This is a genomic window from Geobacter sp. FeAm09, from assembly GCF_008330225.1.
GTDB lineage: Bacteria > Desulfobacterota > Desulfuromonadia > Geobacterales > Pseudopelobacteraceae > Oryzomonas.
In genome coordinates this window covers 3598346-3613933 of record NZ_CP042466.1, presented here as the reverse complement: position 1 = coordinate 3613933, position 15588 = coordinate 3598346, and the positions used below count along the sequence as shown (strand labels likewise).

Genomic DNA, 15588 nt, shown 5'->3' with positions numbered 1-15588 from the left:
GTCTTCATGTCGCAGAATCTCGTCATCGTAGAATCGCCCGCCAAGGCGAAAACCATAGAAAAGTTTTTGGGCACGGATTACAAGGTGTTGGCCTCGTTCGGCCATGTGCGCGCCCTGCCCAGCAAGCAGGGGTCGGTGGATATCGGGAACGATTTCGAACCCAAGTACCATGTGCTGCCCGAGAGCAAGAAACATATCGACGCCATCAAGAAGGCCCTCAAGGAATCCGGCCGGCTGCTGTTGGCGACTGACCCCGACCGCGAAGGGGAGGCCATCTCCTGGCACCTGCTGGCGGCCCTGGGGCTGGACAAAAAGAAGAACCCGGGCATCGAGATCCAGCGCGTCGTGTTTCACGAAATCACCAAGGACGCCATCATCCACGCCGTGGAGCACCCCCGCGCCATCGCCGCCGAACTGGTGGACGCCCAGCAGGCCCGCTCGGTGCTGGATTACCTGGTCGGCTTCAACCTCTCCCCCTTCCTGTGGAAGAAGATCCGCTACGGCCTTTCGGCCGGCAGGGTGCAATCGGTGGCCCTGCGCCTGGTCTGTGAACGGGAAAAGGAGATCCAGGCCTTTGTCGAGCAGGAGTACTGGACCATTGCGGCACGCCTGGGGGTTGCGCCGGGGCAGGAGTTCAAGGCCGGCCTGGTGGCGGTGGGCGGCAAGAAGCTGGGCAAGTTCGACATCCCCGGCGAAGAGGTGGCGGCCGGTCTGAAGGCAGCCCTCCTGTCGGGTGGCTACCGGGTGGACAAGATCACCAAAACCGAGAAGAAGCGCACTCCGGCCCCGCCGTTCACCACCTCGACCCTTCAGCAGGAGGCCTCCCGCAAGCTGGGCTTTTCGGCCAAGAAGACCATGTCCACGGCCCAGAAGCTGTACGAGGGGATCGACATCGGCGAGGGGGGCACGATCGGTCTGATCACCTACATGCGTACCGACAGCGTCAATCTCTCCAGCCAGGCGCTCCAGGAGGCCCATGACGTCATCTCCGCCGCCTACGGCCCGGAATACGCCCTGGCCAAGCCGCGCCTCTACCGCACCAAGACCAAGAACGCCCAGGAGGCCCACGAGGCCATCCGGCCGACCTACATCTCCAAGACCCCGGCCGAGCTGAAGAAGTTCCTGACCCCCGATCTCCACAAGCTGTACGAGCTGATCTGGAAGCGCACCGTGGCCTGCCAGATGGCCGAGGCGCTCCTGGACCAGACCTCGGTGGACATTGCGGCCGATCTGGCCGCGCCTCCCGCCGCCGGCCCGTTCAGCGGAGCCAAACAGGCCGGCCTGCGCGCCAGCGGCACGGTGATCCGTTTCCCCGGCTTCATGAAGCTCTACATCGAGGGGCTGGACGATCAGGACGAGGAGAAGGAAGGGCTGTTGCCCGCCATGGACGAAGGGGCGCCCCTCAAACTGCACGAGATCGTCCCGGAACAGCATTTCACCCAGCCGCCGCCGCGCTACACCGAGGCCACCCTGGTCAAGACCCTGGAGGAGTACGGCATCGGCCGCCCCTCCACCTACGCCTCGATCATGAACACCCTGGTGGAGCGCAAGTACACCCGCCTGGACAAGAAGCGCTTCTTCCCCGAGGATGTGGGCATGGTGGTGAACGACCTGTTGACGGCCCATTTTGCGCGCTACGTGGACTACAACTTCACCGCCGGCCTGGAGGAGGAACTGGATCAGGTCTCCCGGGGCGAGAAGCAGTGGAAGCCGCTTCTGAAGGAATTCTGGGAGCCGTTCTCCACCCTGCTCAAGCAGAAGGAAGGGGAGGTCAGCAAATCCGATCTGACCACCGAGGCCATGGACGAGGCCTGCCCCGAGTGCGGCAAGCCGCTGGTGGTCAAGCTGGGCAAGCGGGGCAAGTTCATCGCCTGCTCCGGTTTCCAGGAGGGGTGCAAGTATACCCGCAACATCGATGCGGACAAGGGGGCCGAGGCGGCGGAGCCGGTCCTGTCCGAGGAGAAGTGCGAGAAATGCGGCCAGCCGATGCTGATCAAGGACGGCCGCTACGGCAAGTACCTGGCCTGTTCCGGCTATCCGGCCTGCAAGAACATCCAGCCCCTGGTCAAGCCCCGGGGCACCGGCGTGGTCTGCCCGGAGTGCAAGGAAGGGGAGCTGACGGAAAAGAAATCGCGCTACGGCAAGATGTTCTACTCCTGCAACCGCTACCCCCAGTGCAAGTTTGCCCTGTGGGACCTGCCGGTGGAACGGAAATGCCCCAAGTGCGGCTTCCCGCTCTTGGTGAAGAAGATCAGCAAGCGCGAGGGTGAGTACGTCAAGTGCCCCAAGGAAGGGTGCGACTTCAAAGAGGGCGGCAAGGAAAAGAAATAAGTGGAAACTCTCACCATCATCGGCGCCGGCCTGGCAGGCTGCGAAGCGGCGTGGCAGGCGGCGCAGCGCGGCGTTTCCGTCGTCCTCCACGAAATGAAGCCCCAGCGTTTCTCCCCGGCCCACCATCTCCCCGGCCTGGCGGAACTGGTCTGTTCCAACTCCCTGCGGGGCGACTCCCTGGAAAACGCCGTGGGGCTTTTGAAGGAGGAGTTGCGGCGGTGCGGCTCCCTTGTCATGGAGGCGGCCGAAGCCACCCGCGTCCCGGCGGGGGGCGCGTTGGCCGTGGACCGGCAGCTCTTCTCCGACTATGTCACCGACAAGATAGTATCCCACCCCCTCATTCGCCTGGAGCGGGGCGAGGTCACCGACATACCTGCAACCGGTACCGTCATAATCGCCTCCGGCCCCCTGACCAGCGACGCCCTGGCAGAACCGCTGGCCCGGCTGAGCGGGGACCGGCTCTACTTCTACGACGCCATCGCCCCCATCGTTGCCGCCGACTCCCTCGACATGACCACGATCTTCGCCGCCTCACGCTACGGCAAAGGGGACGGGGACGACTATCTCAACTGCCCGTTGAACGAGGAGGAATACCGGCGGTTTGTGGCCGAGCTGGTTGGGGGGGGAAAGGTACCGGCGCGGGATTTCGAGAAGATCGTCCACTTCGAGGGGTGCATGCCGGTCGAGGAGATGGCGGAGCGGGGCGTGGAGACGCTCCGGTTCGGGCCCATGAAGCCGGTGGGGCTGGCCGATCCCCGCACGGGCGTGGAGCCCCATGCCGTGATCCAGCTTCGGGCCGAGAACCGGGAACGGACCATGTTCAACCTGGTGGGCTTCCAGACCAAGCTGACCTGGCCGGAGCAGCGCCGCATCTTCCGCATGATTCCGGGGCTGGAGCGGGCCGAGTTCGTCCGGCTCGGCTCCCTGCACCGCAATACCTTCATCAACGCCCCGGCCCTCTTGCTGGCGACCCAGCAGCTCAAAAGCGACCCGCGCATCATCTTTGCCGGCCAGATCACCGGGGTGGAGGGGTATGTGGAGTCGGCGGCCAGCGGCTTCCTGGCGGGCATAAACGCCGCATGCCTCCATGAGGGGCGCACCCTGCCCGTGCCTCCTGCCGAAACGGCCCTGGGGGCGCTGGTGCACCACATCACCAACGCCGACGTGCGTCACTTTCAGCCCATGAACGTCAATTACGGCCTGTTCCCCGAACTGCCGGGCAGGGTGAAGAAGAAGGAAAAACGCCAGAAGCTGGCGGAACGCGCCCTGGAAAAGCTCGAGGAGTGGCGTGCCGCTCTGTAGGCTGCGACGTCCCTATTCCCCCGCCCGGTACTCGTCCAGCACGCTGATCTCCGATTCAGTTCCCCCACCCTTTGCCCGCCTGCCCGCATCCTCCGGCAGTATGGAAACGATCATCCCCCCCAGGATCAGGAGTGCCCCCGCCAGGCCGTAGCTGCCCAGCCGTTCGTTGATGGCGTACCAGGCGTACAGGGCCGCAAAAACCGGCTCGGTGCAGAAGATCAGGGCCGTGTTGGTGTGGCTGATGAAGCGCTGCATGGACGTCTGGACCAGAAAGGCGAAGACGGTGGCGATCAGCGAGCAGACGACCAGCGTCCCCAGCAGCTGAGGATACCAGATAAATACCTGCTTGCCGCGGACCAGGGCGCCGGCGGTGCTCAGGAGGGCCACGACGCCCAGCTGTATGGCGGTCAGCCAGTAGTAGTCGCTTTGGCGGGCAAATTCGCCGGTATAGATCAGGTGCAGCGAGACGCAGAGGGCGCAGATGGCGGCCAGGATGTCGCCGGTGGTGAGGTTCCAGGTGCCGTTGCCGCACAGAAGGAACAGGCCGGCGACGGAGAGGATCACTGCGATCCTGACGGTCCTCGGAATGCGCTGGCGCAGCATGAGCGCCGAGATGACCGGCACCATGACCACATTCAGGCCGGTGAGGAAGGCGGTATTGGAAGCGCTGGTGTAGAGCAGGGCGACGGTCTGGAAGGCATAGGAGCCGAAGAGGAAGACCCCCATCAGGCACCCCTGGCGCAGGGTCCGCATGTCCAGGCGCTTCCCCTTGGCCATGGTGACCGGCAGGATCAGGGCGAAGGCCAGGATGAAGCGCTGGGCCAGAAAGACGAAAACATCGACGCTTGCCACGGCCTCCTTGACGACCGTGAAGGTCACCCCCCAGAAAAAGGTGGTGGTCAGCAGCAACACTGCTGCCTTGAATCTGTTCATTGGGTAATGCTCCGGAATCCCTCGGGGTTGGTTTGTTCTCATCAAAAAGAATAATATCCACATGTTTCATAAACGATGCCGCCCGCGAGGGCAAGCAAAAAGCTGCACCACTGTGTCAACTGTGTCCAAAACGTTGCGAACCGGTGTTTTTTTGTTGACAATACTGCGTTACATCCCCTAAAAGAACAGCGTGGTCTTACCATTTCCGTTTACAGTTTAATCAAAAAGGAGAGGATCCAATGAAATTATTGCGCACGCTTTCTGCCGCTGCGGCACTGCTGGCCGCCCTGTCCCTCACCGCTTTTGCCGCCCCCAAGAGTATCAAGGTCGCCACCGACGCCACCTGGCCGCCCATGGAGATGGTTGACACGAACAAGCAGATCGTTGGCTACGATATCGACTTTTTGAAGGCGGTCGCCAAGGAGGCGGGTGTCGCCGTCGAGATCAAGAATACCGCGTGGGACGGCATCTTTGCCGGCCTCGATTCCGGCCAGTACGACGCCATCATCTCTTCCGTCACCATCACGAAGGAGCGCCAGGCGAAATATGATTTTACCGAGCCGTATACCAGCATCGGCCAGATCCTGGTGGTGCCCAAGACCAACAAGACCGCCAAGGTCATTGCCGACCTGAAGGGCAAGAAGGTCGGCGCCCAGATCGGTACGACGGGCGCCATGGAGATCAAGAAGGTCGCCGGTGTCGAGCTGAAAACCTATGACGAGATCGGCCTGGCTTTCGAGGACATGGCTGCCGGCCGCATCTTCGGCGTGGTGTGCGACGAGCCGGTTGCCGCCCACTTTGCCCTCCAGAAAAAGGAGTACAAGGACAAATTCAAGATCGTGGGCAAGTCCTTCACCAAGGAAGCCTACGGCATGGTCGTGAAGAAGGGCAACAAGGACCTGGTGGCCCTGCTCAACAAGGGGATCAAGGCGGTCAAGGCCAAGAAACTGGACGCCAAGATCCACACCAAGTGGGTGAAGTAATCTGCTGAGCAGGGGCGGCTTTCCGGCCGCCCCTGCTCCTGCTCTATGCCCATGCCAAAAAATCCTGCATCCCATGCCCCCATAGAGGTCGGCGACGGAGCCGCCATCCCCAACAAGAACGACGCCGGGTTGTTTACCGCCTGGCGCATCGCCTTTTTTGGCGCGATCTTCGTCTCCCTGTATCTTGCCTTTGCCAAGCCGGATCCCTACTACGAGATCTTCAAATTCGTCCCGGACGGCGTCCTGGTCACCTTCAAGGTCACCCTCGGCGCCATCCTTTTGGCCACGTGCATCGGGCTGATCACCGGCCTGGGACGAATCTCCGACAACCGTTTCATCAACGGCGCCGCCTCACTGTACGTGGAGGTGATCCGCGGCATTCCGCTCCTGGTCCAGATCTTCTACATCTATTACGCCCTGGGCCGTTTCGTGAAGATCCCCGACATGCTGAGCGCCATCATCGCCATGGCGGTCTGCTACGGCGCCTACATGGGCGAGGTTTTCCGGGCCGGCATCCAGTCCATCCCCAAGGGGCAGATGGAGGCGGCCCTGTCCCTGGGCATGTCCCGCCGCCAGGCCATGCGGCAGGTCATCCTGCCCCAGGCCTTCAAGGTGGTGCTCCCCCCCATCGGCAACGAATTCATCGCCCTGCTCAAGGACTCCTCCCTGGTCTCCATCCTGGCCGTTTCCGACCTGCTGCGCCGCGGCCGGGAGTATGCCTCGGAGACCTTCAGCTATTTCGAGACCTATACGGTTATCGCCCTGATCTACCTGGTCATGACCCTGTTTTTTTCCAAGTTGATCGGTATCATGGAGGAGCGGCTCAATGCAGGAAAATAGCCGACTTATGATAGAGGCGCGCGGTGTCTCCAAGTTCTACGGCTCGTTCCAGGCGCTGAAGGATGTCTCCTTCACGGTCCGGGACGGTGAAAAGGTGGTCATCATCGGCCCCAGCGGTTCGGGCAAGAGCACCATCCTGCGTTCCATCAACCGTCTGGAGACCATCGACCGGGGCACCATGATCGTGGACGGCATGGATGTCAGCGACCCGAAGGTGGATATCTGCAAGGTCCGGGAAGAGATCGGGATGGTGTTCCAGTCCTTCAACCTCTTCCCCCACAAGACCGTGCTGGAGAACCTGACCCTGGCCCAGACGGTCGTCCGCAAGCGCAGCCGGCGGGAAGCGGAAGAGATCGCCCTGGAGCTGCTCAAGAAGGTCGGCATCGCCGAGAAGGCGGCCGCCTATCCGGCCAAACTCTCCGGCGGCCAGCAGCAGCGGGTGGCCATTGCCCGCTCCCTTGCCATGAACCCCAAGGCGATCCTGTTCGACGAGCCGACCTCGGCCCTCGACCCGGAGATGATCGGCGAGGTGCTGGACGTCATGAAGAATCTGGCCCGGGAAGGGATGACCATGGTGGTGGTGACCCACGAGATGGGCTTTGCCCGCGAGGTGGCGGACCGGGTCATTTTCATGGACCACGGCCAGATCGTGGAGGAGGGGACGCCGGAGCATTTCTTCACCAGTCCCAGCCACGAGCGGGCCAAGCTGTTTTTGAGTCAAATACTGTAATGCGCCGTACGCGCACTCCCGTTGAAGGGGGGATGTAATCAGCAGAACATCACACAAAAGGAGGAAGTACCATGAAAAGACGTAATGTCCTTGCAGCGCTGGCCATACTCGGCGTGTCCGCCGCTGCGACCACTCCCGCAATGGCGCTGGAGAACGAGTTCCACGGCATGTTCCAGGCGCAGTACATCAACTCCAACTTCAACCGCACCGCAACGACCGATTACAGTTCCCAGGGTGACGGCTACTACAACCCGGAGGGGACGACCAAGAAACAGTTTTCGTCCAACTTCATCGAACAGCGCGCCCGTCTGGAATATAACGCCAAGGCCAGCGCCGACCTGAAACTGGTCACCCGCTTCGAGCTGGACTACTCCTACTACGGCGATGCCTCCTACGGCGTCCACCGCAACCAGGGCGCCGCCCTGGGCGCCGACGAAGTCAACATCGAAACCAAGAACATCTACCTGGACGCCAACATCTTCAAGAACGTCAACATGAAGCTGGGCATGATGGCCAACACCGACTCCTTCAAGGGCACGGTGTTCGACGCCGACATGGCCGGTATCCTTCTCTCCAGCAGCTACGGCAACTTCTCCCCCTCCATCGGCTATTTCCGCTTTAGCGACAAGGGCGGCAGCGTTGACAGCGTGCTCGGTCACAAGACCAACGACATGTTCATGCTGGACGGCAAGTTCGCCGTTACCAAGGAGCTGAAGGTCGGCGCCGCCTATTACTTCTTCCGCGACAACCAGGTTACCGGGTCGAACACGACGGCATCCGCTGCGCCTACCGGCCAGCTTGCTGACGGGTCCTTTGTCTATCCGGTGGGAACCACCTTCACCACCACCTACACCACCAACGACGTCAAGATCCACGCCTTTGGCGCCAACTTCGAATACGGCCACGGCCCGCTGACCGTTGACGGCTTCGCCCTCTACGAGACCGGCTGGAGCAATCTGAGCGGCACCAAGACCTATATCAACGCCTTCGCCGGCAACCTGGGCGCCCGCCTCAAGGTCGGCCCCGGTACGGCCCGCGGCGAGTTTCTCTATGTAACCGGTTCCGACCGCAACGCCTTCTACGACGTCGAAGGCGAGCACGGCTACTACAACAACGAGATGACGATCCTGGGCCGCGACAAGAACGCCATGACCACGGACAACTCCATCATCTACAACACGGGCAACAAGGGCCAGGGCCTGATGGGCGCCTACTTGGGCTACGACCTGCCGGTGAACGACCGGCTCGCCACCGCCTTCAACGTCGGTTTCGTGGGCGTCACCCACAAAAACGGTAATAGCAAGCTAAATGCAACTACCGGCAAAGTGAATGGCTCCAACTTCCTGGGTACCGAAATCAACGCCGAAGCGAACTACAAGCTGCTGGAAAACCTGAATGCCGGCGTGCGCGTGGGTTATGCCATCCTGGGCGGCTACTACGACAACGTGGCCACCAACGGCACGCCCGAGAATCCCTACGATGCCAAGATCATCTTCAAGTACACCTTCTAATTGACGATCGGGGGCGCGCATGCGCCCCCGTTTGATTTCAACTGAAAAGGAGCAGACCCATGAAAAAAGTTCTCATCGCCGTACTGACGGCTTTTGCGCTTTCCGCCACCACCGCTGCCTTTGCCGCAGATGTGAAGAGCAATGAAAAGGACGAGTGCCTCTTGGCCTCCAAGGGATGCAGGGACCAGGTGGACAGCATCCAGCAGAAGATCAGGAAGATCAACAACGAGATCAAGAAGGGCAAGAAGGTTTACTCCGCAGAGGAATTGAAGAAATTGCAGCAGAAACTGAAGGAAGCGGACGAGATCCTGAACAGCCTCGATAAGCCGGGACACTAGACCATACCATTTCTCCAAAGGAGGAAACCATGAACTTCAAGAAGAGTGCCGCCCTGTTGCTGGCCGGCGTGCTGGCCCTGTCGGTAACCGCGGGCTGCAAGAAAAAGGAAGAGGCTAAAACTGAAGCGGCTCCCAAGGCTGCCGGCGATACGGTAAAGATCGGTTTTCTCGGCGCCTTGACCGGTGACGTGGCCATGTTCGGCGCACCGACCCTGGCCGGCATGAAGATGGCGGCCGAGGAGATCAATGCGGCCGGCGGCGTCAACGGCAAGAAGATCGAGATCGTCGAGGCCGATGACCGCGGCGACAAGCAGGAAGGGGCCTCGGTCACCCAGAAGCTGATCAGCCGCGACAACGTCGTGGCCATCGTCGGCGACCCGACCACCGGCATCACCAAGGTTGCCGCCCCCATTGCCCAGAAGGCCCAGGTCGTGCTGCTCTCGGCCGGCGCCACCGGTACGGGCGTGGTGGAGATCGGCGATTACATCTTCCGCGACACGCTGCTGGACAGCGTGGCGATTCCGGCACTTTTGGACTACTACGCCAAGAACCTCAAGTTCAAAAAAGTGGCCATGATCACCTCCGACAACAACGATTACAGCGTCGGCATGTCGCAGCTCTTCCGCGATTCCGCCAAGGGCGCCGGCATCGAGATCGTGGCTGACGAGAAGATCAAGGACGGGGACAAGGACTTCTCCGGCCAGATGACCAACATCAAGGCCAAGAAACCGGATATCCTCTTCTACTCCGGCTACTACACCGAAGGCGCCCTGCTCATGAAGGAAGCCCGCAAGCAGGGGATCAAGGTCAACATGTTCGGCGGCGACGGCCTGTTCTCGCCCGAGTTCATCAAGCTGGGCGGCACGGCGGTCGAGGGCTCCATGTCCTACGTCGGGTTCTCCCCCGAGCAGGCGTCACCGGTGACCGCCAAGTTCATCGAAGCCTTCAAGGGCAAGAACAACGGCGCCCTGCCGGGCCTGTTCGACGCCCAGGGGTATGACGCGGTCAAGCTTATCGTTGCCGCCATGACCACCGCCAAGAGCAACGATCCGAAGGTGTTCAAGGATGCCATCGCCAAGATCAAGAACTTCGAGGGCGTTTCCGGCACCATCACCATCCGCAACAACCGCGAGCCGATCAAGTCGCCGCTCTGCCTGCTGGAAGTCAAAGGCGGCAAGTATGTCCTGAAGGCCAAGGTTCCGGTCAAGATGGACTAAGTTACAGCGCAACGTTTTCGTGGGTGCCTCCGCGAATGCAAACGCCGTGCGACCATTATGGTTGCGCGGCGTTTGTCTTTTCAGCTTGAACCGGAAAAAGGCTAGGCCTCCTTCTCCTCCATGTAGGCGTTGAAACGCCGTACGTGCCCCTGGGCCAGTTCCCGTGCCGCCTCTGCATCCCGTTCCGTCACGGCGGCCACGATTGCCCGCAGATCGCCGAAATTCTCCTGGAGTATCTTCTTCCCCCGGGGGAGATAATTCTCGTAGTAGGTGTGGATGTTGTAATAGACGCTTTCCAGGACGGAGATGAAGAGCTGGTTGCCGCTCATGCGGGCCAGGGCCATGTGGAGCATCTCGTCGGTGCGGATAAAGGCGTCCCATCCCTTGCGCCCCTCCTTCAGGTGCTCCTCGGCCTCGGCCAAAAGCTGCTTCAGGAGGGCCATGTCCTGCTCCCGCCCCCGCTGGGCCGCCAGGGCCGCCACGCCTCCCTCCATCCCCTCGCGGAACTCGGCCAGGTCGCGCAGGGAAACCGTCCGGTTGCGGATCAAGAGCCCCAGGTTCTCGCTTAACTGTTCGCTGTTGACCTCCCTGATGATGGAGCCCCCGGCCACGCCGGTGCGGATCTCGATCAGCCCCTTCTGCTCCAGCACCCGCAACGCCTCGCGCAGGGTTCCCCGGCTGACGCCGAACTGCTCCTTCAGCTCCCGCTCGGCCGGGAGCTGGCTCCCCGGTTTGAGCGTGCCCGCGATGATGCCCTCCTGGATCTGTTCGACCACATCCTGATAGGCCCGGCTCTGTTTGACATGTCTGAACATGTTGCTATCCTTCCCCAAGGAACTTTTGTCGGTTTTCCCGCTCCTAATGGTCAAACCACACTACCATTTTTACCGGCCTGAGACAAGCGCCGGCTGCCGTTTGCCGTTTTGTTCGCTTGACACCCGGAATAAAATTTCGTACTAATGGTTAAACCATTCGCCACAGATTCCGTATCACACTCACAGCGGCACAAGGAGAGTCATATGCAGAATCCAGAGATCAACACGAAGATCGTAGCGCGCGGCAAGGATTTCTTTTCCACCATCTCCGGGGAAAAGCCCTCCCTCTTCAACAAGGGGGCCTGGATGGGCAAGGTCATGGACTGGAGCATGCAGAACGAACAGTTCAAGGTGCAGATGTTCCGCTTTGTGGACGCTTTCCCCTCCCTGACGACCTCCAAGCTTTTGACCGACCATATCCGCGAGTACTTCGGTGAGGAAAAGGATATGCCGCCGGTGCTCGCCACCGGCGCCAAGATGGCCGGCATGCTCGGCTCCCTGGGGGGGGCGATGCTCAACAAGTTCATCTCGGCCAATATCCAGGAGATGGCCCGCCAGTTCATCGTGGGCGAGAACACCAAAGAAGCCGTCAAAAACATGGAAAAGCTGCGCAAGGACGGTTTTGCCGCCGTGGTGGATGTGCTGGGGGAGGCCACCCTCTCCGAGGAGGAGGCGGAGGTCTACGTGACGACCTACCTGGAGTTGCTGGAAGCCCTCAAAAACGAGCAGAAGGGGTGGAAGGGGCTCCCGGGCCAGGGGGGCGATCCGGCCCAGGACTGGGGACATGCGCCCAAGGTCAACATCGCTGTCAAGCCGACCGCCCTGTTCTGCCTGGCCAATCCCCAGGATTTCGAGGGCTCGGTGGCGGCCATCCTGCGCCAGATGCGCCGGATCTGCGCCAAGGTGGTGGAGATGGGAGGCTTCCTGTGCATCGACATGGAGTCCTACCGCTTCAAGGACATCACCCTGGAAGTGTTCCGCCGCCTGAAGCTGGAATACAAGGAGTATCCCCACATCGGCATCGTGTTCCAGGCCTATCTGAAGGACACGGACAAGGACCTGGCCGACATGCTGTCCTGGGCCAAGGCTCACGATACGCAGATATCCATCCGCCTGGTCAAGGGGGCCTACTGGGATTACGAGACGGTCAAGGCCAAGCAGATGGGGTGGCCGATCCCGGTCTGGACCATCAAGGCCGAAAGCGACGCCGCCTATGAGCGCCAGGCGCGCCTGATCCTGGAGAATCACCAGATCTGCCATTTCGCCTGCGCCTCCCACAATATCCGCACCATCTCGGCCGTCATGGAGATGGCCAATGCGCTGCACGTGCCCGAGTCGCGTTACGAATTCCAGGTGCTGTACGGCATGGCCGAACCGGTCCGCAAGGGGATCCTCAAGGTGGCGGGGCGCATCCGCCTCTACTGCCCCTACGGCGACATGGTGCCGGGTATGGGGTACCTGGTGCGGCGCCTTTTGGAGAATACCGCCAACGAATCCTTCCTGCGCCAGAGCTTCGCCGAAGATGCCCAGATCGAGCGTCTCCTGGAAGACCCGGACAAGACTGCGGAACGGGAGCGGGGCGAACGGGCCGCAAAGCCGAAAAAGGCCCCCGCCGCCCCCGGCGGTCTGCCCCGCTTCGCCAACGACCCCATGGTGGATTTCACCCGCGCCGACCACCGGGCCGCCTTCCCGGCTGCCATCGCCCAGGTGCGCACCGCCTTCGGCAAGGTCTATCCGCTCTTCATCGGCGGCCAGGAACTGGATACCTCCGACCGGATCCCGACCGTCAACCCCGCCAAGCCGTCTGAGGTGTTGGGCCAGATCTGCCAGGCCGGCATCCCCGAGGTGACCCGGGCCATCGCCGCCGCCAAGGCGGCCTTCCCGGCCTGGCGCGACACGCCGCCCCGGGAGCGGGCCCAGTACCTGCTCAAGGCGGCCGAGATCGCCCGCAGGCGCGCCTTCGAACTGTCGGCGTGGCAGGTGCTGGAGATCGGCAAGCAGTGGGACCAGGCCTATGCGGACGTGGGGGAGGCGATCGACTTCCTGGAGTACTATGCCCGGGAGATGATCCGGCTGGGGGCCCCCCAGCGGGTGGGCAACGCCCCCGGCGAGCTGAACCACTATTTCTACGAACCCAAAGGGCTGGCGGCGGTCATCGCCCCATGGAACTTCCCGCTGGCCATCAGCATGGGCATGGCCTCGGCCGCCATCGTGGCCGGCAATCCGGTGATCTACAAACCCTCCAACATCACCGGCATCATCGGCCATCACCTGGTGGAGATCTTCAAGGAGGCCGGGCTGCCGGCCGGCGTGTTCAACTACGTCCCCGGCCGGGGGAGCGTGATGGGGGATTTCCTGGTGGATCATCCCGACATCAGCCTGATCGCCTTCACCGGTTCCATGGAGGTCGGCCTGCGCATCGTCGAACGGGCCGCCAAGGTCTACCCGGGCCAGCCCAACGTGAAGAAGATCATCTCCGAGATGGGGGGCAAGAACGCGATCATCATCGACGACGACGCCGACCTGGACGAGGCCGTGCCGCACGTGCTCTACTCGGCCTTCGCCTTCCAGGGGCAGAAGTGCTCGGCCTGTTCGCGGGTCATCGTGCTGGACGCGGTCTACGACAAGTTCACGGACCGCCTGGTCAAGGCGGCCCAGGCCTATCGGGTCGGTCCCTCGGAGGACCCGGCCAACAGCATGGGCGCCGTGGCCGATGCCGCCGCCCAGAAGAGCATCCTGGAGTATGCCGCCCTGGGCAAGCAGGAAGGGACGCTGCTCTACGAGAGCCCGGTCCCCCAGGGCGAGGGGTACTGGGTACCGTTGACCATTGTCGGCGGCATTACCCCGCAGCACCGCCTGGCCCAGGAGGAGGTCTTCGGCCCGGTGCTGGCGATCATGCGGGCCAAGGATTTCGACCAGGCCCTGGAGTGGGCCAACTCGACCCGCTTTGCCCTGACCGGCGGCATCTTCAGCCGCAGCCCCGAGCATCTGGCCCAGACGCGCCGCGACTTCCGGGTGGGCAACCTGTACATCAACCGCAACAACACCGGGGCCCAGGTGGAGCGCCAACCCTTCGGCGGGGCGCGCATGTCGGGCGTCGGCACCAAGGCGGGCGGCCCCGACTACCTGCTGCACTTCATGGACCCGCGGGTGGTGACGGAAAACACCATGCGCCGGGGGTTTGCGCCCATAGAGGCGGACGACGACTGGGTCGAGTAGCGAGAAACGCGCCGCTTTTCCGCAATCCCGGCGTCAGGCTTCACATCTCCTCGTGACCCGGCCTGGCACGCCCCCTCATCCGCCCCTTCGGGGCACCTTCTCCCCGGAGCCCGAAGGGCCTAAAGGAGAAGGGAATGAATTCTTCCCTCTCCCTCGGGGAGAGGGTGGCCGAAGGCCGGGTGAGGGGATAAACCGGATAACACCTCAAAGAAAAAGCTCGCCTTGGCGGGCTTTTTTCTTTTCAAAGCAGCAAAACTCTGGAAAAATGCGCGGCATGACGGAATCAACCAAAGGAACGATTTACGCCCTGCTGTCGGTGGGGCTGTTTGCCACCCTCGGCACCGGTTTCAAGGTGGCGGTAACGCATCTGGGCAGCTTCTCGGTCGTGGTCTGGATGGGCATCTGGGCCACCCTGGCCCTTCTGGCGTGGCTGGCCTGGGAACGCAGGCTCGGGCTCATGGCTGCCGAGTTCCGCCGCCGGCCGCTGTTTTTCGTCCTAGCCGGGGTGATCGGCCTGGGGGTGCAGCAACTGCTCTGCCTGAAGACCTACGAGTATATCCCGGCCAGCCAGGCGGTGATCCTGCATTATACCTATCCCCTGGTCATGCTCTTTTTGTCGTGGCTGCTGTTCCGGGAGCGGTCCGGCTGGCGGGCGGTGCTCTGCGTGATGCTGGGGTTCGCCGGGGTCTGCGTGCTGGTGACGGCCGGCGGCGGTCTGGGCGACGTGCGCCTCTCGATGGGGGTGGCGCTGGCCCTGGGGACCTCCTTCTCCTTTGGCCTGTTCTGCGTATTGATCAAGCACGCCCGTTTCCCGGTAACCGCCGGCATGTTCCTCTTCAACCTGTTCGGGCTTTTGTTCCTGCTCTGCCTGGTACCCTTCTACCCCGTACGGTGGACGCCCGGGGGGAGCGACATGCTCCTGTTGGCCTACCTGGGGGTGGTGACCACCGCCCTGGCGCTGATCCTCTGGAATCGCGCCCTGCGCATGATCCCCACCAGCCGCTCGTCCAACTGCGCCCTGCTGGTGCCGATCCTGTCGCTGGTCTGCATCACCCTGGTGCTGGAGGAACGGGTCTCGGCCCTGCAGGCGGTGGGGATGGCGGTGGTCATCGGCTCGGTCTTCCTGAACGTCAAGCTGGCAAACGTATCAAAGGCGTGAGCCCCGAATCCGCGAGGCCCGCGCGGCTCCGCAGTGAGCTTGAACGAACGGTCCCATTCAAATCAAAAGTCATATCTCACAAAGCTCACGGAGGCACAAAGAACACCAAGGGTAAGGCGAGTGAAATCACTTGTTTGATTGTTTTACCCAATAGATGTTTTTTGCCTTTCCCGGTGAATCTCTGCGCCTGTCTGCTTTCTGATTTCCTTT

The 15588-nt window shown here is 62.1% G+C and carries 12 protein-coding genes; 10 read left to right on the top strand and 2 right to left on the bottom strand.

The features are described 5' to 3' along the window. Positions 1 to 6 precede the first annotated feature (6 nt). Together topA and trmFO are read left to right on the top strand one after the other, a co-directional pair. Positions 7 to 2331 (top strand): type I DNA topoisomerase, encoded by a 2325-nt coding sequence (gene topA / locus FO488_RS17050; RefSeq protein WP_149211654.1) that lies wholly within the window; start codon positions 7 to 9, stop codon positions 2329 to 2331. Continuing rightward, positions 2332 to 3633 carry a methylenetetrahydrofolate--tRNA-(uracil(54)-C(5))-methyltransferase (FADH(2)-oxidizing) TrmFO gene (trmFO, locus tag FO488_RS17045; protein WP_149211653.1) on the top strand — a complete coding sequence of 434 codons (1302 nt, stop codon included), beginning with the start codon at positions 2332 to 2334 and terminating at the stop codon, positions 3631 to 3633. It abuts the gene before it with no gap. Between the two features lie 12 nt (positions 3634 to 3645). Here the strand turns inward: trmFO and FO488_RS17040 are convergent, their stop codons facing one another. Next, the gene (locus FO488_RS17040; protein ID WP_149211652.1) at positions 3646 to 4566 is read right to left on the bottom strand and encodes a DMT family transporter; all 921 of its coding nucleotides are present in this window, start codon (positions 4564 to 4566) and stop codon (positions 3646 to 3648) included. A 239-nt stretch (positions 4567 to 4805) separates the two neighbouring features. Here FO488_RS17040 and FO488_RS17035 point away from each other — a divergent pair, with 239 nt between their 5' ends. The 6 genes from FO488_RS17035 to FO488_RS17010 all read left to right on the top strand — a co-directional run bounded on the left by FO488_RS17035 (position 4806) and on the right by FO488_RS17010 (position 10185). Further along, complete coding sequence (locus tag FO488_RS17035) at positions 4806 to 5549, top strand: basic amino acid ABC transporter substrate-binding protein (protein ID WP_149211651.1); 744 nt, start codon at positions 4806 to 4808, stop codon at positions 5547 to 5549. Between the two features lie 51 nt (positions 5550 to 5600). Next, a complete protein-coding gene (locus FO488_RS17030; protein ID WP_149211650.1) occupies positions 5601 to 6389 on the top strand; it encodes an amino acid ABC transporter permease in 789 nt (262 codons plus the stop codon). Beyond that, a complete protein-coding gene (locus FO488_RS17025) occupies positions 6376 to 7119 on the top strand; it encodes an amino acid ABC transporter ATP-binding protein (RefSeq protein ID WP_304598756.1) in 744 nt (247 codons plus the stop codon). Before FO488_RS17030 ends, FO488_RS17025 begins: the two co-directional genes overlap by 14 nt. Positions 7120 to 7190: 71 nt before the next feature. Next, complete coding sequence (locus tag FO488_RS17020; RefSeq protein ID WP_149211649.1) at positions 7191 to 8630, top strand: hypothetical protein; 1440 nt, start codon at positions 7191 to 7193, stop codon at positions 8628 to 8630. A 59-nt stretch (positions 8631 to 8689) separates the two neighbouring features. Further along, positions 8690 to 8968 (top strand): hypothetical protein, encoded by a 279-nt coding sequence (locus FO488_RS17015; protein ID WP_149211648.1) that lies wholly within the window; start codon positions 8690 to 8692, stop codon positions 8966 to 8968. Between the two features lie 29 nt (positions 8969 to 8997). Beyond that, complete coding sequence (locus tag FO488_RS17010) at positions 8998 to 10185, top strand: ABC transporter substrate-binding protein (protein ID WP_149211647.1); 1188 nt, start codon at positions 8998 to 9000, stop codon at positions 10183 to 10185. Between the two features lie 101 nt (positions 10186 to 10286). Here the strand turns inward: FO488_RS17010 and FO488_RS17005 are convergent, their stop codons facing one another. Further along, entirely contained in the window at positions 10287 to 11000 is a 714-nt protein-coding gene (locus tag FO488_RS17005) for a FadR/GntR family transcriptional regulator (RefSeq protein ID WP_149211646.1), read from the bottom strand. 204 nt (positions 11001 to 11204) lie between these two features. Here FO488_RS17005 and pruA point away from each other — a divergent pair, with 204 nt between their 5' ends. After that, a complete protein-coding gene (gene pruA, locus FO488_RS17000; RefSeq protein WP_149211645.1) occupies positions 11205 to 14219 on the top strand; it encodes an L-glutamate gamma-semialdehyde dehydrogenase in 3015 nt (1004 codons plus the stop codon). A gap of 274 nt (positions 14220 to 14493) precedes the next feature. After that, entirely contained in the window at positions 14494 to 15378 is an 885-nt protein-coding gene (locus FO488_RS16995) for a DMT family transporter (protein ID WP_168206079.1), read from the top strand. The last annotated feature ends 210 nt before the right edge of the window (positions 15379 to 15588 follow it).